This is a genomic window from Paenibacillus yanchengensis (genome assembly GCF_042684845.1).
In the GTDB taxonomy this organism is placed as follows: Bacteria; Bacillota; Bacilli; order Paenibacillales; family Paenibacillaceae; genus Pristimantibacillus; species Pristimantibacillus yanchengensis.
The window spans coordinates 38,973-58,703 of sequence record NZ_JBHUMH010000003.1 but is presented as its reverse complement, the minus strand read 5'-3'; the positions used below and the strand labels follow the sequence as shown (position 1 = coordinate 58,703).

General features: G+C 41.4%; 36 protein-coding genes. 2 read left to right on the top strand and 34 right to left on the bottom strand.

The genetic code is table 11. From position 1 onward, the window contains the following. Nucleotides 1–140 precede the first annotated feature (140 nt). Together rpsI and rplM are read right to left on the bottom strand one after the other, a co-directional pair. Nucleotides 141–533, bottom strand: coding sequence for a 30S ribosomal protein S9 (rpsI, locus tag ACFSTH_RS00595; RefSeq protein ID WP_377770080.1), 393 nt, complete (start codon nucleotides 531–533; stop codon nucleotides 141–143). Nucleotides 534–553: 20 nt separating this feature from the next. Further along, on the bottom strand, nucleotides 554–991 hold the full coding sequence (rplM, locus tag ACFSTH_RS00590; protein WP_377770079.1) for a 50S ribosomal protein L13: 438 nt from the start codon (nucleotides 989–991) through the stop codon (nucleotides 554–556). 364 nt (nucleotides 992–1,355) lie between these two features. Between rplM and ACFSTH_RS00585 the strand changes: the two genes are divergently transcribed. Both ACFSTH_RS00585 and ACFSTH_RS00580 read left to right on the top strand, forming a co-directional pair. Further along, a complete protein-coding gene (locus tag ACFSTH_RS00585; RefSeq protein ID WP_377770078.1) occupies nucleotides 1,356–2,324 on the top strand; it encodes a DUF4097 family beta strand repeat-containing protein in 969 nt (322 codons plus the stop codon). A gap of 19 nt (nucleotides 2,325–2,343) precedes the next feature. Beyond that, nucleotides 2,344–3,363, top strand: a complete 1,020-nt coding sequence (locus tag ACFSTH_RS00580; protein WP_377770077.1) for a DUF4097 family beta strand repeat-containing protein — start codon at nucleotides 2,344–2,346, stop codon at nucleotides 3,361–3,363. Nucleotides 3,364–3,426: 63 nt separating this feature from the next. On the opposite strand, the gene truA is transcribed toward ACFSTH_RS00580, so the two are convergent. From truA to rpsJ, 32 genes are all read right to left on the bottom strand, one after another. Then, a complete protein-coding gene (gene truA / locus ACFSTH_RS00575) occupies nucleotides 3,427–4,173 on the bottom strand; it encodes a tRNA pseudouridine(38-40) synthase TruA (RefSeq protein ID WP_377770076.1) in 747 nt (248 codons plus the stop codon). A gap of 158 nt (nucleotides 4,174–4,331) precedes the next feature. Further along, the gene (gene rplQ, locus ACFSTH_RS00570) at nucleotides 4,332–4,715 is read right to left on the bottom strand and encodes a 50S ribosomal protein L17 (protein WP_377770075.1); all 384 of its coding nucleotides are present in this window, start codon (nucleotides 4,713–4,715) and stop codon (nucleotides 4,332–4,334) included. Nucleotides 4,716–4,760: 45 nt separating this feature from the next. Then, nucleotides 4,761–5,705 carry a DNA-directed RNA polymerase subunit alpha gene (locus tag ACFSTH_RS00565; RefSeq protein WP_377770074.1) on the bottom strand — a complete coding sequence of 315 codons (945 nt, stop codon included), beginning with the start codon at nucleotides 5,703–5,705 and terminating at the stop codon, nucleotides 4,761–4,763. A gap of 127 nt (nucleotides 5,706–5,832) precedes the next feature. Continuing rightward, nucleotides 5,833–6,228 carry a 30S ribosomal protein S11 gene (gene rpsK, locus ACFSTH_RS00560; protein ID WP_377770073.1) on the bottom strand — a complete coding sequence of 132 codons (396 nt, stop codon included), beginning with the start codon at nucleotides 6,226–6,228 and terminating at the stop codon, nucleotides 5,833–5,835. Between the two features lie 19 nt (nucleotides 6,229–6,247). Then, the gene (gene rpsM, locus ACFSTH_RS00555; RefSeq protein ID WP_377770072.1) at nucleotides 6,248–6,616 is read right to left on the bottom strand and encodes a 30S ribosomal protein S13; all 369 of its coding nucleotides are present in this window, start codon (nucleotides 6,614–6,616) and stop codon (nucleotides 6,248–6,250) included. Nucleotides 6,617–6,631: 15 nt separating this feature from the next. Then, nucleotides 6,632–6,745 carry a 50S ribosomal protein L36 gene (rpmJ, locus tag ACFSTH_RS00550; protein ID WP_015253313.1) on the bottom strand — a complete coding sequence of 38 codons (114 nt, stop codon included), beginning with the start codon at nucleotides 6,743–6,745 and terminating at the stop codon, nucleotides 6,632–6,634. Nucleotides 6,746–6,791: 46 nt separating this feature from the next. Next, on the bottom strand, nucleotides 6,792–7,007 hold the full coding sequence (gene infA, locus ACFSTH_RS00545) for a translation initiation factor IF-1 (protein ID WP_377770071.1): 216 nt from the start codon (nucleotides 7,005–7,007) through the stop codon (nucleotides 6,792–6,794). Between the two features lie 2 nt (nucleotides 7,008–7,009). Further along, nucleotides 7,010–7,312: a hypothetical protein gene (locus ACFSTH_RS00540; RefSeq protein WP_377770070.1), complete on the bottom strand. Its 303-nt coding sequence runs from the start codon at nucleotides 7,310–7,312 to the stop codon at nucleotides 7,010–7,012. Then, nucleotides 7,312–8,070 carry a type I methionyl aminopeptidase gene (map, locus tag ACFSTH_RS00535; RefSeq protein WP_377770069.1) on the bottom strand — a complete coding sequence of 253 codons (759 nt, stop codon included), beginning with the start codon at nucleotides 8,068–8,070 and terminating at the stop codon, nucleotides 7,312–7,314. The genes ACFSTH_RS00540 and map overlap by 1 nt, the downstream gene beginning before the upstream one ends. Then, complete coding sequence (locus ACFSTH_RS00530; protein ID WP_377770068.1) at nucleotides 8,070–8,720, bottom strand: adenylate kinase; 651 nt, start codon at nucleotides 8,718–8,720, stop codon at nucleotides 8,070–8,072. Before ACFSTH_RS00530 ends, map begins: the two co-directional genes overlap by 1 nt. Nucleotides 8,721–8,808: 88 nt before the next feature. Next, the gene (secY, locus tag ACFSTH_RS00525; RefSeq protein ID WP_377770067.1) at nucleotides 8,809–10,107 is read right to left on the bottom strand and encodes a preprotein translocase subunit SecY; all 1,299 of its coding nucleotides are present in this window, start codon (nucleotides 10,105–10,107) and stop codon (nucleotides 8,809–8,811) included. Next, nucleotides 10,108–10,548, bottom strand: coding sequence for a 50S ribosomal protein L15 (gene rplO / locus ACFSTH_RS00520; RefSeq protein WP_377770066.1), 441 nt, complete (start codon nucleotides 10,546–10,548; stop codon nucleotides 10,108–10,110). 50 nt (nucleotides 10,549–10,598) lie between these two features. Further along, nucleotides 10,599–10,781: a 50S ribosomal protein L30 gene (rpmD, locus tag ACFSTH_RS00515; protein WP_377770065.1), complete on the bottom strand. Its 183-nt coding sequence runs from the start codon at nucleotides 10,779–10,781 to the stop codon at nucleotides 10,599–10,601. Between the two features lie 13 nt (nucleotides 10,782–10,794). After that, nucleotides 10,795–11,292: a 30S ribosomal protein S5 gene (rpsE, locus tag ACFSTH_RS00510; protein WP_377770064.1), complete on the bottom strand. Its 498-nt coding sequence runs from the start codon at nucleotides 11,290–11,292 to the stop codon at nucleotides 10,795–10,797. A 26-nt stretch (nucleotides 11,293–11,318) separates the two neighbouring features. Beyond that, nucleotides 11,319–11,687: a 50S ribosomal protein L18 gene (gene rplR / locus ACFSTH_RS00505; RefSeq protein ID WP_377770063.1), complete on the bottom strand. Its 369-nt coding sequence runs from the start codon at nucleotides 11,685–11,687 to the stop codon at nucleotides 11,319–11,321. A gap of 67 nt (nucleotides 11,688–11,754) precedes the next feature. Next, nucleotides 11,755–12,297, bottom strand: a complete 543-nt coding sequence (rplF, locus tag ACFSTH_RS00500) for a 50S ribosomal protein L6 (RefSeq protein WP_377770062.1) — start codon at nucleotides 12,295–12,297, stop codon at nucleotides 11,755–11,757. Nucleotides 12,298–12,328: 31 nt separating this feature from the next. Beyond that, nucleotides 12,329–12,727, bottom strand: coding sequence for a 30S ribosomal protein S8 (gene rpsH, locus ACFSTH_RS00495; protein ID WP_377770061.1), 399 nt, complete (start codon nucleotides 12,725–12,727; stop codon nucleotides 12,329–12,331). A 30-nt stretch (nucleotides 12,728–12,757) separates the two neighbouring features. Continuing rightward, nucleotides 12,758–12,943, bottom strand: coding sequence for a type Z 30S ribosomal protein S14 (locus tag ACFSTH_RS00490; protein ID WP_010348808.1), 186 nt, complete (start codon nucleotides 12,941–12,943; stop codon nucleotides 12,758–12,760). A 26-nt stretch (nucleotides 12,944–12,969) separates the two neighbouring features. Next, nucleotides 12,970–13,512 (bottom strand): 50S ribosomal protein L5, encoded by a 543-nt coding sequence (rplE, locus tag ACFSTH_RS00485; RefSeq protein WP_377770060.1) that lies wholly within the window; start codon nucleotides 13,510–13,512, stop codon nucleotides 12,970–12,972. A gap of 30 nt (nucleotides 13,513–13,542) precedes the next feature. Further along, entirely contained in the window at nucleotides 13,543–13,896 is a 354-nt protein-coding gene (gene rplX, locus ACFSTH_RS00480; protein WP_377770059.1) for a 50S ribosomal protein L24, read from the bottom strand. Between the two features lie 48 nt (nucleotides 13,897–13,944). Further along, nucleotides 13,945–14,313: a 50S ribosomal protein L14 gene (gene rplN / locus ACFSTH_RS00475; RefSeq protein ID WP_377770058.1), complete on the bottom strand. Its 369-nt coding sequence runs from the start codon at nucleotides 14,311–14,313 to the stop codon at nucleotides 13,945–13,947. Between the two features lie 55 nt (nucleotides 14,314–14,368). Next, nucleotides 14,369–14,632 carry a 30S ribosomal protein S17 gene (rpsQ, locus tag ACFSTH_RS00470; RefSeq protein WP_377770057.1) on the bottom strand — a complete coding sequence of 88 codons (264 nt, stop codon included), beginning with the start codon at nucleotides 14,630–14,632 and terminating at the stop codon, nucleotides 14,369–14,371. A 51-nt stretch (nucleotides 14,633–14,683) separates the two neighbouring features. Beyond that, nucleotides 14,684–14,884: a 50S ribosomal protein L29 gene (rpmC, locus tag ACFSTH_RS00465; protein WP_377770056.1), complete on the bottom strand. Its 201-nt coding sequence runs from the start codon at nucleotides 14,882–14,884 to the stop codon at nucleotides 14,684–14,686. Beyond that, nucleotides 14,874–15,308: a 50S ribosomal protein L16 gene (gene rplP, locus ACFSTH_RS00460; RefSeq protein ID WP_377770055.1), complete on the bottom strand. Its 435-nt coding sequence runs from the start codon at nucleotides 15,306–15,308 to the stop codon at nucleotides 14,874–14,876. Before rplP ends, rpmC begins: the two co-directional genes overlap by 11 nt. A 2-nt stretch (nucleotides 15,309–15,310) precedes the next feature. Continuing rightward, nucleotides 15,311–15,973, bottom strand: coding sequence for a 30S ribosomal protein S3 (rpsC, locus tag ACFSTH_RS00455; protein WP_377770054.1), 663 nt, complete (start codon nucleotides 15,971–15,973; stop codon nucleotides 15,311–15,313). Nucleotides 15,974–15,986: 13 nt separating this feature from the next. Beyond that, the gene (gene rplV, locus ACFSTH_RS00450) at nucleotides 15,987–16,322 is read right to left on the bottom strand and encodes a 50S ribosomal protein L22 (RefSeq protein WP_377770053.1); all 336 of its coding nucleotides are present in this window, start codon (nucleotides 16,320–16,322) and stop codon (nucleotides 15,987–15,989) included. Between the two features lie 41 nt (nucleotides 16,323–16,363). Beyond that, complete coding sequence (gene rpsS / locus ACFSTH_RS00445; protein WP_377770052.1) at nucleotides 16,364–16,645, bottom strand: 30S ribosomal protein S19; 282 nt, start codon at nucleotides 16,643–16,645, stop codon at nucleotides 16,364–16,366. An 80-nt stretch (nucleotides 16,646–16,725) separates the two neighbouring features. Continuing rightward, complete coding sequence (gene rplB / locus ACFSTH_RS00440; protein ID WP_377770051.1) at nucleotides 16,726–17,556, bottom strand: 50S ribosomal protein L2; 831 nt, start codon at nucleotides 17,554–17,556, stop codon at nucleotides 16,726–16,728. Between the two features lie 17 nt (nucleotides 17,557–17,573). Continuing rightward, nucleotides 17,574–17,867 carry a 50S ribosomal protein L23 gene (gene rplW / locus ACFSTH_RS00435; protein WP_377770050.1) on the bottom strand — a complete coding sequence of 98 codons (294 nt, stop codon included), beginning with the start codon at nucleotides 17,865–17,867 and terminating at the stop codon, nucleotides 17,574–17,576. Then, entirely contained in the window at nucleotides 17,867–18,490 is a 624-nt protein-coding gene (rplD, locus tag ACFSTH_RS00430) for a 50S ribosomal protein L4 (protein WP_377770049.1), read from the bottom strand. Before rplD ends, rplW begins: the two co-directional genes overlap by 1 nt. Before the next feature lie 26 nt (nucleotides 18,491–18,516). After that, complete coding sequence (gene rplC, locus ACFSTH_RS00425; RefSeq protein WP_377770048.1) at nucleotides 18,517–19,140, bottom strand: 50S ribosomal protein L3; 624 nt, start codon at nucleotides 19,138–19,140, stop codon at nucleotides 18,517–18,519. Between the two features lie 58 nt (nucleotides 19,141–19,198). Continuing rightward, a complete protein-coding gene (rpsJ, locus tag ACFSTH_RS00420; protein WP_005544556.1) occupies nucleotides 19,199–19,507 on the bottom strand; it encodes a 30S ribosomal protein S10 in 309 nt (102 codons plus the stop codon). Nucleotides 19,508–19,731 lie beyond the last annotated feature (224 nt).

Here is a 19,731-nt window from a genome sequence, read left to right as displayed (position 1 = left end):
TTTAACAACCCAGGGTAACGGAAAAATTTCAAGATCAAGTTGGTTTATTGGCTCAGGATTATTCGATTCAATTTTGACATCAAAAAACCCCTTCCCGATTCCCTCGGGAAGAGGCTGTAAACGTTGATATAACAAAAATATTAACGTTTCGAAAACTGTGGAGCACGACGTGCACCGCGAAGACCGTATTTTTTACGCTCTTTCATACGCTGATCACGAGTTAGAAATCCTGCACGCTTCAATGAAGGGCGGAATTCTGGATCTACTTTAAGTAGAGCACGAGCGATACCGTGACGGATTGCTCCTGCTTGTCCTGACATACCGCCACCATTAGCTAGTACAAGTACATCGTATTTTGACAATGTCTCTGTCAGGTTAAGTGGTTGTTTTACAATTAGTTTCAACGTTTCTAGACCAAAATACTCGTCCAGACCACGTTTATTAATAATGATTCGCCCTTCACCCGGCACAAGACGTACGCGTGCTACAGAGTGTTTACGACGGCCGGTTCCATAGTATTGCACTTGAGCCATGAACCTTGTCCTCCTCTTTATTAACCGCGAAGTTCATAAACTTCTGGGTTTTGTGCTTGATGTGGATGTTCCGCACCTGCATATACTTTAAGCTTAAGTTTCATTTTGTTTCCAAGACGATTTTTCGGCAACATACCGTGTACAGCAAGTTCAATGACACGCTCAGGCTTTTTGCTGATCATATCTTGAGCTGGTGTAGTTTTCAAACCACCTGTGTAACCAGAGTGACGGTAGTACATTTTGTCTTGCATTTTGTTACCTGTTAACACGATTTTTTCTGCATTGACAACTACAACAAAATCTCCTGTATCCAAGTGCGGTGTAAATTGCGGTTTATGTTTACCGCGAATTAAACTAGCAACTTCAGTAGCCAAACGACCAAGCGTTTTACCGGCAGCGTCTACAACGTACCATTTGCGCTCAATGTCAGATGGTTTAGCCATATAAGTGGTAGCCATGGGTGATCCTCCTTCATACTCTAACCTTAATCTTTATAGCAACGAAATCGTTGATTATGTTTAAATGTTATATAAGTTTTTGGTCAATCTTAGTCGGGGCTGTGGGAGAGCCACTAAGAAAGCACAACTTATATTTTACTACATAAATACCACAAGTGCAAGTAATTTTGTAAGATAACTACCTGAAAATTAGTACACAATATATGTCTTAGTCAGATGCGCTTATTAGACTAAAGTCGTAGTTCATTTCCTCCAGCAGACCGTTTAGCAGCTCCTCTATGTTTGTTACAATAAAGATGTTGAGTTTAATGTATTAACCTTTTTTTAATGATAAACAAGATAACTTTAAAGGAGTCAACTACTTATGAAAAAATCTTCATTAGGGGGATTATTGTTAGTTGTCATAGGCATCGCTTTGTTATTAGTTTTGACGACTGATTCCGGTGCAACCTCTTTTCAAAAACTTTGGTCCTCCCTATCTAAAGAAATAAATTTGCAAGAGCAACTACCAACAGACCTGCTAGAACAATTAGTCATTGATACTTCCAGCGTTAATGTTGTAGTCAGAAAAGGACAGCAGCCCGAAGCTACAGCTCACTTAACTGGCACTGTGCGCGGCTTAGCGAACAAAGATTATTTTTTGGATCTACAAGAGAATGATGCAAAGGCAATTTTATCGGCGGGTACAAATAGTAATAATATATTACAGATCGGTTTTTCTAACGTTAAATTAATTGTAACTCTTCCCGAAAAAACATGGTCTGCACTTACTATTCAAACAAAAAGTGGTAATATTAATGTAGCAGAACAATTAGCAGATGAATTAGTTATTCAAGCAAAATCTGGTAATGTTACAGCATCAGAATTAAGCGCAGCTAATATAGACATTCAGACTGCAAGTGGCAATGTGAAATTAGAACAATTGGATAGTTTTAAAGTAAATCTACAAACGTCAAGTGGAAATGTAAAAGTAAAGCAACTCCATGCCGAAAAATTACAGTTTAATACTCAAAGTGGAAACGCAAATTTTGACGGTGGGGCGATGCAAGTCATTGGAGAAACGAAATCTGGTAATATGAAGTTAGAGTTAGATGCTATTACTGAAGATTCACTTTTACAAGCTAATAGTGGTAATGTCAAAGTAAAGCTACGAGAAAAACCTACTAATTTAACTGTTGATTTCATCGGTAATTCTGGCAAGGGCAGCATATCCAAGACTGGCTTTGAATATAGACTTAAAAACAATGATCGACATAACTTTATCGGACAATTCGGTTCAGGGGAAATGAAACTAGAGGTTAAAACTCGATCGGGTAATTTTTCTTTAGAATAGTTGAAGGGGCTGTGTAATTTTGAAAAAATCAACTTTGAGGGGTCTCATACTTATCCTAGTAGGAATTTCATTACTTTTTTACTTTCCCAACTTAGTTGCAACATCACGCTCGTACATTTGGTGGCTACTATCAGCAATTTTGATTGGATTAATAACGTTAGCTTACTTTTTAAAGTCATCGTTGACTCATCCTGTTTTAGTGGAAAAACATTTTAATAGCGATGCTGCTCAATCCCTTGTTATTGAATCGATCAACACGAATATTGAAATAAGAAAAAGTCTATCATCTACAGCTACTGTACAGTTAATAGGAAAAAGTAGTCATCTTTCTTCTGATGAGCTAGATATATCATTCGATGATACAACAGAAACGATTACTATTTCAACAGGTAGTAATAACTACCTACGATCATTTTTTAGTTTTTCTTTTTTAAAGCTTATTATCGATTTGCCAGAAAAGCATTGGTCATCTGTGCGGATCAAAGCAACCTCTGGTAATATAACGATGAACAACTGTCAAGCTACCAACATTCAAGTCAAATCCATTAGCGGAAACGTAATAGCTACTCATATGGATAGCTCGCAACTCTCGGTAGATGTTCTTAGTGGTAATATAAAATTAGACGATATCAATAATACACTCACATCTTTACATACGAAGAGTGGAAATATTAAAGCAGCTCGACTTCAAACCAACAACCTACAATTTGCAGCAGTTAGCGGTAATGTTCATATAAGCGGGGGAAGTATGGGAATCGATGGTGATGCCAAGTCGGGAAATATTAAGCTGCTACTTGATCAAATCATTCATCATTCTACTCTGTCAGCAAAAAGCGGAAATATTATGTTATCGTTGTTAAGTCCTTCGCAACATTTAGCAGTTGATTATGCTGGTCGCTCTGGTATAGGTAAGGTTCACAAAGATGGGTTTATCGTCCGGCATAAAAATGATCATCGTAATGAAATTCGTGGCTTATTCGGTAATGGTACAACTTCGTTAATCGTCCAAACAAGCTCTGGTAACTTTACTTTACAGTAAAAATAACGCTACTTAAAAATACGTTGTTAGCTTCTTCTCTTATGGGAAGGCTGACAACGTATTTTATATTTGTATATCATATGCAACTTCTGCTAACACTAAACCATGTGCAAGCGCAGTTGGTCCAGCCAAAGATCGATCACATCTTTCTAATATGTGTTTAATGTCTATCGGTTGTTTTTTCCCTTGTCCGACCCACAACAAAGTACCCATAATCGTTCTCACCATATTGTACGTAAAACCATTGCCAGTCACTGTTAAATGCCAAAATAGCCCTTCAGACTCTAACTTCGCTTCATATATCGTTCTTACATGATGAGCTTTAGTCGATCTCGTAGACGTATACGATGTAAAATCGTGTTCTCCTACAATATAAGCTAGCCCTTCCTGCATCGCAACAAAGTTAAGCGATTGAGGATGATGCAAACGATACTGCCTACCTAAAACGGCTGGAAACTTACCGGTATCTATCGTATAACGGTACGTTTTTCGAAGCGCTGAATGACGAGCATGAAATCGCTCATCGACTTCGACTGCTGTTAATATAACGATGTCCTTTGGCAAAATGGTGTTTAGTGCAATAGGAATCCGCTCAACGGGGATAGAACTGTTAGTAAAAAAATGAAATACTTGACCTGTCGCATGCACTCCAGCATCTGTTCTACCAGAAGCATGAATATCAGTTGATTCTTTCGTAATTTTTCTCAGAACCTTTTCAATTTCATCCTGCACTGTTCTACCGTAAGGCTGTGTTTGAAATCCGTTAAATTTACTACCATCGTAGCTTACCTTCACTGCAATATTACGCATTGTGAATAGTTCAATCCTTTCTCTTCATCTGACATCTATATCCGCACTATATCGTGTTTCTACATACTTGCTGCCTGAATCGCTTTAATGATAAAGACACCAAAAAAAGGCGGCCGGCATGGCACACCTTTTTTGGGCATATAAACAGGAATGATCGCTTATGTGCGATCAACCAGCTCCAAGTACACCATAGGCGCAGCATCCCCACGACGAGGTCCTAGCTTTAGTATACGAGTATATCCTCCTGGACGCTCAGCGTAACGTTCAGCTAGTTCAGAAAATAGTTTCTGAATAGCATCTTTGTCACTAACTTCACCGTCAGTACTCACTAATTTTTCACGACGTACAAATGCCGCTACTTGACGACGAGCATGTAGATCGCCTTTTTTAGCTTTTGTAATCAACTTTTCAGCGATGGAACGAACTTCTTTCGCTTTTGCTTCTGTCGTTTGGATTCGCTCATACAAGAACAAATCTGTCACTAAATCACGAAACAATGCTTTACGCGCGCTAGAGTCACGTCCTAACTTTTGGTATGACATAGTCTTTTCCCCTCCCTTGCTCGTTTGTCTCCGCTATGCTGTCCACTAGTCTTCCTTACGCAATCCTAGTCCGAGTTCATCCAATTTTTCTTGAACTTCTTCGAGCGATTTACGTCCAAGGTTACGAACTTTCATCATATCTTCTTCCGATTTGGTGATTAGTTCTTGTACCGTGTTAATGCCAGCACGCTTCAAGCAGTTATATGAACGTACGGAAAGGTCCAGTTCTTCGATTGTCATCTCCAGAACTTTCTCTTTCTTGTCCTCTTCTTTTTCAACCATAATCTCTGCGTCTTTGGCTTCATCCGTCAATCCAACAAACAAATCCAAATGCTCAGTTAAGATTTTTGCGCCAAGACTAACTGCTTCTTCTGGACGAATACTCCCGTCAGTCCAAACTTCAAGCGCAAGCTTGTCATAGTTTGTTACTTGACCTACACGCGTATTTTCTACGCTGTAATTAACACGCGTAATCGGCGTATAGATCGAGTCAACTGGAATTACGCCAATAGGTTGATCATCACTCTTGTTCCGGTCCGCCTGTACATATCCGCGTCCCCGATTAGCAAAAATTCGCATATGGAGTCGTGCACCGGAGGCCAAGGTGGCAATGTGAAGATCAGGGCTTAAAATCTCGACATCGCTGTCTGCTCGAATGTCTCCCGCTGTTATGTTACCTTCACCATCAGCATCGATCTCCAAAACTTTTTCCTCATCAGAGTGAATTTTTAAAGATAGCCGCTTCAGGTTTAGAATGATTTCTGTTACGTCCTCGATTACTCCAGGAACAGTAGAGAACTCATGAAGAACTCCATCAATTTGTACCGAAGTAACGGCTGCACCAGGCAACGACGAAAGTAAAATTCGACGAAGCGAATTTCCTAGTGTCGTACCGTATCCACGTTCCAACGGCTCGACTACGAAGCGCCCATAAGTTCCATCATCATTTAATTCTACGGTTTCGATTTTCGGCTTTTCGATCTCAATCACTAATAGTACCCTCCTTCAAACGTCACTCCGTGATACCTGTCGATCTTTTGTTAAACCTAGTAGTATGCCAAACCTTCACAATCATTATTCACAAGTTCTGGTTATTTGATACCACCTAAGGAATAAGCTATACGCGACGACGTTTCGGTGGACGGCATCCATTATGCGGAACTGGGGTTACATCCTTGATGAGGTTAACTTCCAATCCGGCTGCTTGAAGCGAACGAATTGCTGCCTCACGACCAGCACCCGGCCCTTTAACCATAACTTCAACAGTTCTCATGCCATGCTCCATCGCTGCTTTTGCTGCTGTTTCTGCAGCCATTTGAGCTGCAAAAGGTGTGCTTTTACGAGAACCTTTGAAACCAAGGTTACCTGAACTAGCCCACGAAATAGCATTTCCATGTGGATCTGTAATCGTCACAATTGTATTGTTAAACGTTGAACGAATATGTGCAACGCCAGTGTCAATATTTTTCCGGTCACGACGCTTCGTACGAACGACTTTTTTTCCTTTAGCCATTGTCCATTATCCTCCCTTCTTATTTCTTCTTGTTAGCCACTGTGCGACGAGGTCCTTTGCGCGTGCGCGCATTTGTCTTTGTACGTTGCCCACGAACAGGCAATCCACGACGATGACGAAGACCACGGTAGCAGCCGATCTCAGTTAGACGTTTAATATTCAGTGAAACTTCACGACGCAAGTCGCCTTCCACTTTAACAGTTTTATCAATCGTTTCGCGCAGACGAGATAGTTCATCTTCCGTCAAATCACGAACGCGAGTATCAGCATTAATATCTGATTCAGCAAGTACTTTTTGAGCAGTTTTCTTGCCGATTCCAAAAATGTACGTCAGGGCGATTTCAACGCGCTTATCGCGCGGAATATCTACACCAGCTATACGTGCCATGGACGATTACCTCCTTTACCCTTGTTTTTGTTTGTGTCTCGGATTTTCACAAATAACCATTACATTGCCCTTGCGACGAATAACTTTACATTTTTCGCAAATTGGCTTAACCGAAGGTCTAACCTTCATTGTGATTACCTCCCGAATCTCTCGTTAGTAAATAACTTCCAGCCATTTACTTCCGATAGGTGATGCGCCCTCTTGATAAATCATAAGGCGATAACTGTATAACCACTTTGTCTCCTGTTAGAATACGAATATAGTGCATTCTAAGCTTTCCGGATACATGTGCGAGAATCTGATGTCCGTTCTCCAGCTCCACCTTGAACATGGCATTCGGCAACGGCTCAATAACCGTACCTTCGACCTCAATGACGTCTTCCTTAGCCACCGTCATTCTCCTTTCGAATACGTGTACTTCTGAATCACATAACGTAACTTGGCATTGGTCACCCTGCCTGTTTCCAGCAAGCTGCTTGTTACCTCTTGACTAATGACAGGCAGTAACTCAAGATGCAGAACGTTTTTTTTCTTCGGCTGATCAAACCTTCGCTTATTACCGTCTACAATCATAACAAATTTGTCATCGACAATAGCTATAACAACGGCATAGCTGTTTTCATCCTTGCCACGAAGCACTTTGACAAGTTGACCGATGTGCGGAATTGCTGCATTTGCAACAAGCGTTTTGACCATTACGAGTCCTTCGGCAACATAGTCAAAATTTCAAAGCCGTCCTTTGTTACAGCAACGGTATGCTCGAAATGAGCGCACCATGAGCCGTCCTGTGTTACAACTGTCCAATTATCTTCGAGCGTTCTGACATACCGTTCACCGATATTAACCATCGGCTCGATGGCAAGTACCATCCCTGGCTTTAGACGCGGTCCTCGATCTGGAATACCGTAGTTAGGAATTTGTGGTTCTTCATGTAGTTCTTGACCAATTCCATGTCCAACATACTCCCGTACAATAGAAAAACCAGCTTCCTCTGCAACTTGTTGAATGGCATGTGATATCGTATATAGACGAACATCTGGTTTCACTAATGCTAAACCGGCATACAAAGATTGCTCCGTTACTTCAAGTAACTTCTGCACTTCATCACTTACTAATCCAACTGGATAAGTCCAAGCAGAATCTCCATGATATCCTTCATATTGCGCTCCGATGTCCAAACTAATGATGTCACCTTCTTTTAACTTGCGAGAACCTGGGAAGCCATGTACTAGTTCATCATTTACTGAAGCACATATACTGAAAGGAAAACCATTGTAACCTTTGAAAGAGGGGATAGCGTTTTGACTTGTAATAAAGTCTTCTGCTATCTTATCAAGCTCGGCTGTCGTGACACCCGGTGTAATCGCCTGTTGCATCAGTTGATGCGTCATAGCTACAATACGTCCAGCTTCCCTCATATATGCTAGCTCAGACTGAGATTTGCATATAATCATTACAATGAACCTCTCAAGCAAGAAATGATATCTATCGTTACCGCATCAATATCCTTCTCACCATTGACTTCGCGCAACAAGCCTTTTTCACTATAATATGCAAGCAAAGGAGCAGTTTTAGATGTGTACTCATCTAATCTAGTTCCTACTTTCGCTTCTGTATCATCCGAACGTTGATACAGTTCCTCACCATCTTTATCGCAAATGCCTTCCATTTGGGGAGGATTGAACATTACATGATAAGTTGCTCCGCAAGTTTTACAGAGACGTCTGCCTGTTAGACGGGCAAGCAGAAACCCACGATCAACCTTTAAATCGACAACATGGTCAATTTTCTTGCCAAGTTCTTGCAATATACCATCAAGCGTTTCAGCTTGTTGTATTGTTCTTGGAAAACCATCCAATAAGAAACCTTTTTCACAATCTGCAAGTGCAAGTCGCTCTTTCACAATTCCGTTTGTAATTTCATCGGGAACGAGTAAACCTTGATCAACGAACGCTTTCGCTTTTTGACCAAGCTCTGTTCCTTCTTTCATTGCCAAACGAAACGCGTCTCCTGTGGATATATGCGGAATACCGAACTCTTGCACAATTTTTTCAGCTTGTGTACCTTTACCGGCCCCTGGAGGACCCATAATTAATACATTCATTATCATGTTCCTCACTTTATATATAATAGGCTCAAACGGGCACCGAAAAACTTAGTCGAAGCAAACGGCCGCCCGATCACTACCTATTTTATTTATTGATAAACCCTTTGTAATGGCGTTTAATCAACTGAGTTTCGATTTGCTTCATCGTATCAAGTGCAACCCCGACAACGATAAGCAATGAGGTACCGCCCAATTGTACAGAATCCGGCAACCCTGCAATAGCACCAAGGAATACTGGCAAGACAGAAATCAAAGCTAAAAATACAGCACCTGTCAATGTAAGACGTGTAAGTACACGAGTTAAGTATGACGAAGTTGGTTTTCCTGGTCGAATACCTGGAATATAACCGCCGTTTTTCTTCATTTGATCTGCCATTTGCACGGGATTAATTTGTACAAACGTGTAGAAAAATGTAAATCCGATAATTAGCAAGACGAAAAGTACCATTCCAAGCGGTTTAGACATATTCAAGTTTTCCATAATCCAGTTTGCCCATCCAGCACCTTGCCAAAAACCAGCAATCGTCATTGGGAAACTAATTAAAGCTGATGCAAAGATTACTGGAATAACACCTGCACCGTTAACTTTCATTGGAATATGAGTTGATTGTCCACCATACATTTTGCGTCCTACAACGCGCTTTGCATATTGTACTGGAATTTTACGTATACCTTGCTGAATAAAGATGACTCCTATTACAATCCCAATAGCGACTAATAATATAAGCACCATCTTACCGATATTCCACAATACATTATCTGCAGCAATAAATTGATCTTCTACGATTGTTTGAATCATCGTTGGAATTCCAGATACAATTGCCGCGAAAATGATAACGGAAATACCGTTTCCGATTCCTTTTTCCGTAATTTGCTCACCTAGCCACATCAAGAATGAAGTACCTGCTGTAAGTATAATCGCTACAATTAAGTAATCGACAAACGAAGCATTAGGGATCATTTGTGACGTGTACATACGATTAAAACCAATCGCTGTAGCAAAACCTTGCACTAAAGCTAGAACTACCGTTCCGTAACGAGTAATTTGAGCTAACTTCTTTTTACCAACTTCTCCTTCTTTTTGCCACTCAGAAAACTTCGGAATAACATCCATCGACAATAGTTGAACTATAATTGAGGACGTAATATAAGGAGTAATCCCTATTGCAAAAATAGAAAATTGGAAAAGCGCTCCACCAGAAAATGTATTGAGCAAACCAAATATGTTTTGGCTCATTTCATTCGCTTGTTTCAACACTTCTGCATCTACACCAGGTACTGGTATAAAGGTACCAATACGATATACTAATAAAACAAATAGTGTAAACAAAATTCGCGTACGAAGATCAGCAACTTTCCATATATTTGATATGGTTTTAAACAACTAAATCACCTCGGTTTTACCGCCGGCAGCTTCGATTTTCTCTACTGCTGATTGAGAAAACTTCTTAGCTTTAACAGTGAGGGCTACTTGAATTTCACCATTGCCCAAAATTTTAATTCCGGCTAGTGAATTTTTTACAATCCCTTGCTCTAGAAGTACTTCAGGTGTTACTAAAGTACCCGCAGGAAAGCTGTTAAGTTCCTCGATGTTAACAATCGCATATTCTTTGCGGAATGGATTGTTGAAGCCTCGTTTAGGCAAACGACGGTACAATGGGTTCTGTCCACCCTCAAAGCCTGGACGAACGCCGCCACCGGAGCGTGCATTTTGACCTTTATGCCCTCTACCGGCCGTCTTGCCATTTCCTGATCCCATTCCACGACCTTTACGTTTCGCTTCTTGGGTAGAACCAGGTGCTGGTGCTAACTCATGCAATTTCATCGTTCGTGCACCTCCTTATTGAATTCATGAAAAACGATCTATTATTGTACTTATTGTACTTCTTCTACTTTAACCAAATGGCTGACAACATTAATCATTCCACGGATAGCTGGGCTATCGTTTTGAACAACGGAATGATTTGCTTTTTTAAGACCTAGTGCTTCAACCGTCGCACGTTGTTTCTCGTTGCGTCCAATTAAGCTGCGAACGAGGGTGATCTGCAATTTTGCCATCGTCATTCCCTCCTTAACCTAGCAGCTCTTCGACTGTTTTTCCACGAAGTTTAGCAACTTCTTCCGCACGTTTTAGGCGGGACAAACCTTCAAGTGTTGCGTTAACCATATTCATAGAGTTCGAAGAACCTAGCGATTTAGTCAAGATGTCGCCGACACCTGCTAGCTCAAGAACTGCACGAACAGGACCGCCAGCAATAACTCCAGTACCTTCGTGAGCAGGTTTTAGTAAAACTTCTCCTGCTCCAAAACGACCTAGCACAAGGTGAGGAATTGTTGTTCCTACAAGTGGTACATGGATCAAGTTTTTCTTAGCATCATCAATACCTTTGCGAATCGCATCTGGTACTTCGTTTGCTTTACCGATCCCTGCGCCTACGTAGCCTTTGCCATCGCCAACTACTACAAGTGCGCTAAAGCTGAAACGACGTCCACCTTTAACAACTTTAGCAACGCGATTAATATTTACAACTTTTTCAGTTAGTTCTAACGTATTAGGATCTACACGCAAGTCATTAAACCTCCTTTTAGAGATAATTAGAATTGCAAGCCAGCTTCGCGAGCTGCTGTAGCTAGTGCTGCAATTCTTCCATGATACAAGTAACCGCCACGATCGAATACAATCTCGGTTACGCCTTTATCTTTAGCTCGTTTTGCGACCAATTCGCCTACTTTGGCAGCCGCTTCAATATTTCCACCATTGCTTACAGCACCGCTCAATTCCTTATCTTTGGTTGATGCGGATACTAATGTTACACCAGTAACATCGTCAATCACTTGTGCATAAATATGCTTGGAGGAACGGAATACAGACAAACGCGGACGCGCAGCTGTTCCACTTATTTTTTTACGAACACGCAGGCGTCTTTTCAGACGGGCCTTGTTTTTATCGCCTTTCGTAATCATACCAGGTTGCCTCCTTTCTTTGTGCCTTATAATACTATATCAAGCTATAGTCCGCTCATGCGGCTACTTATTTTTTCTTACCAGCTTTACCTTCTTTACGAATAATACGTTCGCCTTCATACTTAATACCTTTACCTTTGTAAGGTTCTGGTTCACGTACGGAACGGATTTGAGCTGCCATAGCACCTACGCGCTCTTTGTCAATTCCACGAACTGTAATTTTCGTATTTGAAGGAACATCAAATTCGATACCAGGCTCTGGTGTAATTTCAACAGGATGAGAATAGCCAACGTTAAGCACTATTTTGTCTCCTGATTTACTAGCACGGTAACCAACGCCTACTAACTCCAAATTTCTAGCAAATCCTTCGGTTACACCGTTGACCATGTTAGAAATAAGGCTGCGAGTAGTACCATGCAAAGAGCGATGCAATTTATTTTCAGAAGGACGCTCAACTACGATTTCATTAGCTTCCACTTTGATAATAACTTCTTTGTGAAACTGACGAGTTAGCGTTCCCTTAGGTCCTTTTACTGTAAGTACCAAGTTATCCAAGTTAACCGTTACGCCACCTGGGACAGCAATCGGTTTACGACCAATACGAGACATTGTTACACCTCCAAACTTTCTGACTTCTTTCTTACCACACGTAGCAAACGACTTCTCCGCCGGATTTACCTTGACGAGCTTCTTTGTCCGTCAAAATTCCTTTGGATGTCGAAATAATCGCAATTCCTAATCCACCAAGTACTCGAGGTACTTCAGTAGATTGAGTATATACGCGTAGACCTGGCTTGGAAATACGTTTCAAACCTGTAATTACGCGCTCTTGGTTCGGGCCGTATTTTAAGAAAATACGAATAATCCCTTGTTTGTTGTCCTCGATATATTCTGCATCGCGAATAAAGCCCTCGCGCTTCAAGATTTCAGCAATTTGCTTCTTCATTTTAGAAGCAGGCATTTCTACCGTTTCATGGCGAACTGTATTCGCATTACGGATGCGTGTCAACATATCTGCAATCGGATCAGACATAACCATTGTGTTAACCTCCTTCCCGAACTAGGCTGATTACCAGCTTGCTTTTTTAACGCCAGGAATCTGGCCTTTATATGCTAATTCGCGGAAACAAATCCGGCAAATTTTAAATTTCTGCAACACTGAGTGAGGACGGCCGCAACGTTCGCAACGTGTATAAGCACGTACCTTAAATTTTGGAGCACGTTGTTGCTTAACTTTCATCGAAGTTTTTGCCACTGGGTTCTACACCTCCTAATAGTGGATTACTTCGCAAATGGCATACCCATTTGGGCTAGCAATTCACGAGATTCTTCGTCAGTTTGTGCTGTCGTGACGATAACGATGTCCATACCACGCACTTTGTCTACTTTGTCATACTCGATTTCCGGGAAAATTAATTGCTCTTTAAGCCCAAGTGTATAGTTTCCACGTCCGTCAAATGCTTTGTTAGACACACCGTGGAAGTCACGTACACGCGGCAACGTAATGTTGAATAGCTTATCTAGGAAATGGTACATACGTTCACCACGTAGTGTAACTTTCGCTCCGATTGGCATTTGCTCACGCAATTTAAAGCCCGCAATAGATTTTTTAGCACGAGTTACAACTGGTTTTTGACCAGAGATAATGCTTAATTCCTCTACTGCTACATCAAGTACTTTTGAGTTGGATACTGCTTCACCAATACCCATATTGATTACTACTTTCTCAACCTTCGGCACTTGCATAACCGTTGTATAATTAAACTTCTGCATCAAAGCAGGAGTAATTTCATTAAGAAAGCGACCTTTCAGTCTTGCTGTCATAAGTTTGACCTCCTTTCCAGTTCAGTACAATTAGTCAATCACTGCTCCGGAACGCTTCGCGACCCGAACTTTTTTGCCATTGTCAAGCACTTTGTATCCGATTCGTGTTACTTTTCCGCTCTTCGGATCAATATGCATTACGTTTGACACGTGAATTGGAGCTTCTTGCTCTACTATTCCACCCGCTTGGTTCATCTGAGAAGGGCGAGTATGTTTTTTCACCATATTAACACCTTCAATTAGAACACGGTTTTCACGAGGATATGCAGCGATGACACGACCTTTTTTACCTTTGTCTTTTCCAGTAATGATCATTACTGTGTCATCCTTCTTCACGTGCAATTTATTGTTATGCGATTCTTTTTGCTTTTTTACCTTTGGCATGAGTTACACCTCCTGCGCGCTTGTGCATGCAAGCTTATATGGAATTTCTTAGATTACTTCTGGTGCTAGTGATATGATTTTCATAAACTCTTTATCACGCAATTCACGAGCAACTGGTCCAAAGATACGAGTACCACGAGGGCTCTTGTCATCTTTAACGACAACTGCTGCATTCTCATCAAAAGAAATATATGAACCGTCTTTACGACGTACCGAGCTTTTCGTACGAACGATAACAGCTCTTACAACGTCACCCTTTTTGACAACGCCCCCTGGTGTTGCTTGTTTGACGGAGCAAACGATCAAATCACCAATAGCAGCCGCACGACGTCCAGTACCACCTAGTATACGAATACACATTACTTCTTTAGCACCTGAGTTATCAGCTACTTTTAATCTTGTAAATGGTTGAATCATGTCGGATGTCCTCCTTTCGGAACAAATTGCTTATGTCGGCCAAAAGGCTCTATTATTAAAGAACGATCGCTGATTCTACAATCTCAACAAGTCTAAAACGCTTGTCTTTGGAAAGTGGACGAGTTTCCATGATTTTCACAGTATCGCCAATCTTCGCTTGATTGTTCTCATCATGCGCTTTGTACTTTTTCGTATAACGCATACGTTTGTGGTACAAATGATGCTCTTTGTAAGTTTCAACAGCAACAACAATCGTTTTGTCCATCTTGTCACTAACTACCTTGCCAATTTGAACTTTACGGGCATTGCGTTCGCTCATGTTCTTCCTCCTTCCTTTTTCCGTGAACAACTATAAAGGATATTGGTTGGATTAACCACTTATTCCAAGTTCTCTTTCACGCAAAACGGTTTTAGCACGAGCTATTTCCTTACGTACATCGCGAATCCGGGTTGGATTATCAAGTTGCCCGGTTGCCAATTGAAAACGAAGGTTAAAAAGCTCTTCTTTAAAACCAGCTATTTTTTGTTCTATCTCAACAGAGGTTAGGTTGCGAATTTCACTAGCTTTCATTTGCTTCACCACCCAATTCTTCGCGTTTCACGAACTTCGTTTTTACTGGTAGTTTGTGAGCTGCTAGACGAAGCGCTTCGCGAGCAATTTCTTCCGGTACACCCGCAAGCTCAAACATAATTTTACCAGGTTTTACAACAGAAACCCATTTTTCCACGTTACCTTTACCACTACCCATACGAACTTCAAGAGGCTTTTGTGTTATTGGCTTATGTGGGAAAATTTTGATCCAAACTTTACCGCCACGTTTGATATAACGAGTCATCGCAATACGTGCCGCTTCAATTTGGCGGTTAGTAATCCATGCTGGCTCTAGAGCCTGCAATCCATACTCACCAAACGTTACTGTTGTGCCGCCTTTGGCACGACCTTTCATATGACCGCGTTGTTGTTTACGGTGCTTTACACGTTTAGGTACCAACATGATTAATTGCCTCCTTCCTGGGGAGCTTTCTTCTTCGCTGAAAGGATTTCACCACGGTAGATCCACACTTTTACACCGATAAGACCGAATGTAGTGTGTGCTTCCGCTGTACCATAATCAATATCAGCACGTAGTGTATGCAATGGAACGGAACCTTCGCTATATCCTTCTGTACGTGCCATTTCCGCACCGCCCAGACGACCACTAACTGCAGTTTTGATTCCTTTTGCTCCTGCACGAATCGAACGTTGAATCGCTTGTTTAAGCGCACGACGGAATGACACACGGCGCTCTAGTTGCTGAGCAATACTTTCTGCTACCAAAGTTGCATCCATATCAATTTGTTTAATTTCAGTAATGTTGATGTGTACTCTCTTGCCATTTGTAATTTTTCCAAGTTCATTACGTAGATTTTCTACTTCTGAACCGCCTCTACCAATAACAATACCTGGTTTAGCTGTATGAACAGTAACGTTCACGCGATTAGCTGCACGCTCAATTTCAACACGAGATACAGCAGCATCTTTCAGCTTTTTAAACAGGTATTCACGAATCTTAACATCTTCTAGAAGAAGATCACCGAAGTCCTTATCAGCGTACCATCTGGATTCCCAATCACGATTAATCCCGATACGCAGACCGACTGGATTTACCTTTTGACCCACGCGTTATCCCTCCTTATTTTTCTGATACCGCCAAGGTGATGTGGCTGGTTCTTTTATTTATCCGGCTAGCGCGACCCATAGCTCGCGGACGGAAACGTTTCATAGTTGGCCCTTGGTTTACATATGCTTGAGAAACCACGAGCTTATTAACATCCAATTGGTAATTATGCTCAGCGTTAGCAATAGCCGAGTTAAGCAATTTTTCCAAGATTGGAGAAGCTGCTTTAGGCGTATGGCGCAAAATTGCGATTGCTTCAGCTACTTGCTTACCACGGATCAAATCCGCTACTAACTGTGCTTTACGAGGAGCGATGCGAATAAACATAGCATGCGCTTTAGCTTCTGACATGTAGGGAACCTCCTCTCGCTTTAAAAAATGTTATCGGGCAATTAACGTCTGCCCGTCTTTTTGTCGTCGCCTGCATGACCTTTATACGTACGAGTTGGTGCAAATTCACCAAGCTTGTGTCCGACCATATCTTCTGTCACATATACCGGTACATGTTTGCGTCCATCATAAACAGCAAATGTATGACCGATAAATTGCGGGAATATCGTTGAGCGACGAGACCACGTTTTGATAACAACTTTCTTGTTACCTTCGTTCAAAACCTCAACTTTTTTAAAAAGATGCCCGTCTACAAACGGCCCTTTTTTCAAACTGCGGCCCATGTGTGTTCCTCCCTTCACGAAAACAACAGCAGGTATGACATGAAAATCACCATATCTACGCGCTTGTTTTCAAGCTTTTATTACTTCGTGCGTCTACGAATGATATATTGGCTTGATGCTTTCTTTTTCTGACGAGTCTTGTAACCAAGAGTCGGCTTGCCCCAAGGCGAAACAGGAGACTTACGACCGATTGGCGCGCGTCCTTCACCACCACCGTGTGGGTGATCATTCGGGTTCATAACAGATCCACGAACAGATGGACGTTTACCTAGCCAGCGACTACGACCAGCTTTACCAATTTTAATCAATTCATGGTCACCGTTACCTACAGCACCAATCGTTGCACGGCAAGTGTTCAATATACGACGTACTTCACCTGAACTAAGACGAATAGAAACGTACATTCCTTCTTTACCAAGCAATTGAGCTTCTGTACCAGCAGAACGAACTAGTTGTCCACCTGCACCTGGTTTAAGTTCAATATTGTGGATAACTGTACCGACAGGAATGTTGATAAGTGGCAATGCATTACCGATCTGAATATCAGAATTCGGACCAGATTCTATCATGTTGCCAACTTTAAGACCTTTAGGTGCGATAATATATGCTTTTGCTCCATCAACATAATGAATCAATGCAATATTAGATGTACGGTTCGGGTCATACTCAATAGATGCAACTTTTCCTGGAATACCATCTTTGTTACGTTTGAAGTCAATAATACGATATTGACGTTTGTGTCCGCCACCTTGATGACGTACTGTAATTTTACCTTGGTTGTTGCGTCCAGCTTTTTTATGAAGTGGAGCAAGCAACGATTTCTCTGGAGTGCTAGTCGTAATTTCTTCAAATGTAGAAACTGACATGTTACGACGAGCAGGAGATGATGGTTTGTACTTTTTGATCGACACTTAATTTCCCTCCTTTTCTACACAGACGTTTCAAAGAATTCTAATTCTTTGCTGTCATCGCTCAATTGAACGATTGCTTTTTTCCAATTTGGTCTATATCCGCTATGTTTACCATAACGTTTTAACTTACCCGTTACACGCATTGTGTTAACGCCGGTTACTTTTACACCAAAAATTTGCTCGATAGCATTTTTGATTTCAGTTTTGTTAGCATTTAGTGCTACTTCGAATACGTAGCGTTTTTCTGCCATATAATCACTTGTACGTTCCGTAATAACCGGGCGCTTGATAAGATCGCGAGGATTTTTCATTACACAAGCACCTCCTGTACTTTTTCGACTGCTTCTTTAGTAATAATCAGCTTATCGTAAAGCAATACATCACGAACATTAATGCCTTCAGCAGCAACAAACTTAACACCTGGAATATTGCGGGCAGATAGTGCCACATTATCTTCGTATTGAGCTGTTACAACTAATGCTTTGCGATCTGCTTTCAAGTTTGCAAGAATACTTGCAAATTCCTTTGTCTTCGGCGCTGCCATTGCAAGTTGATCCAAAACGATCAATTCACCAGCTATCACTTTTGATGACAAAGCAGATTTGATTGCTAGACGACGAACTTTCTTTGGTAATTTAAAACCGTACGTACGTGGTGTCGGTCCGAATACTACTCCGCCTCCAACCCATTGTGGCGAGCGTGTACTTCCCTGACGAGCACGTCCTGTTCCTTTTTGCTTCCAAGGTTTACGACCACCGCCGCGCACTTCGGAGCGCACTTTAGTTTTGTGAGTTCCCATACGCTCAGCAGCTTGTTGAAGCAATACTGCGCTATGCATAACGTGAGAATTCGGCTCGATTCCGAAAATACTTTCGGATAGTTCGATTTCACCTACTTGTGATCCGCTCACATTATAAACTGTAACTTTAGGCATGTTTGTTCCTCCTTTCTACGTAAAAATTATTTCTTAATTGTTTCTTTTACTCTTACAAATCCGTTCTTAGGTCCAGGAATTGAACCTTTTACAAGAATCACGTTACGCTCAGCGTCTACGCGAATAACTTCAAGACCTTGGATCGTTACCGTTTCATTACCCATATGTCCTGGCAATTTCTTACCTTTTGGAACACGATTAGCTTGGATCGAACCCATTGAACCAGGACCACGGTGATAACGCGAACCGTGACTGTTTGGTCCAGTACTTTGACCCCAACGTTTAATAACACCCGCAAATCCTTTACCTTTTGAAACCCCTGTTACGTCAACGAATTCGCCTGTTTCAAACAGATCAGCTTTTACCACTTGACCAACTTCGTAGTCAGCCAGGTTTACGCCACGAATTTCACGAACGTAGCGCTTAGGAGTCGAATTTGCCTTTTTCGCATGTCCTTGCTCAGGCTTATTCGATCTACTCTCTTTTTTATCAGCATAACCAAGTTGTACAGCTTCATATCCGTCTGACTCTACGTCTTTCTTTTGAAGAACTACGTTAGGACCAGCTTCGATAACTGTTACCGGAATAACATTACCTTCCGGAGTAAATACTTGCGTCATGCCTAGTTTTTTACCTAAGATACCTTTCATGTTGACACCTCGTTTCTTCTCTAGCTTCTATTTAATATGTCCTTGCTTGTAATACCTCTTACAGTTTAATCTCGATATCTACACCGGATGGCAGATCTAGACGCATCAATGCATCTACAGTTTGCGGCGTCGGATTAACAATATCGATCAAACGTTTATGAGTACGCATTTCGAATTGTTCCCGAGAATCTTTGTACTTGTGTACCGCACGTAGAATTGTGATGATTTGCTTTTCCGTTGGCAACGGAATCGGTCCAGATACACCTGCACCCGAACGTTTTGCAGTTTCTACAATCTTTTCAGCAGATTGGTCAAGAATTCTATGATCGTATGCTTTCAAGCGAATACGAATCTTTTGCTTTGCCATATAAATCCCTCCTTCTATCGCCCAATTTTTTATCGGACATACTCCGTGAGAAAACCCTTCACAGTCCCATGGCAAAGGGACCGGGTGTGTCGGCAACCTCTCACATCATCGCAACGTCAGACCAACAGTCAATATTATATCGGAATGAGTAGGCAATTGCAAGTATTTTTTAAACTTTTTTTCATACTGCTCTATTCTCGTCAATAGAATAGAAGAAATGCTAT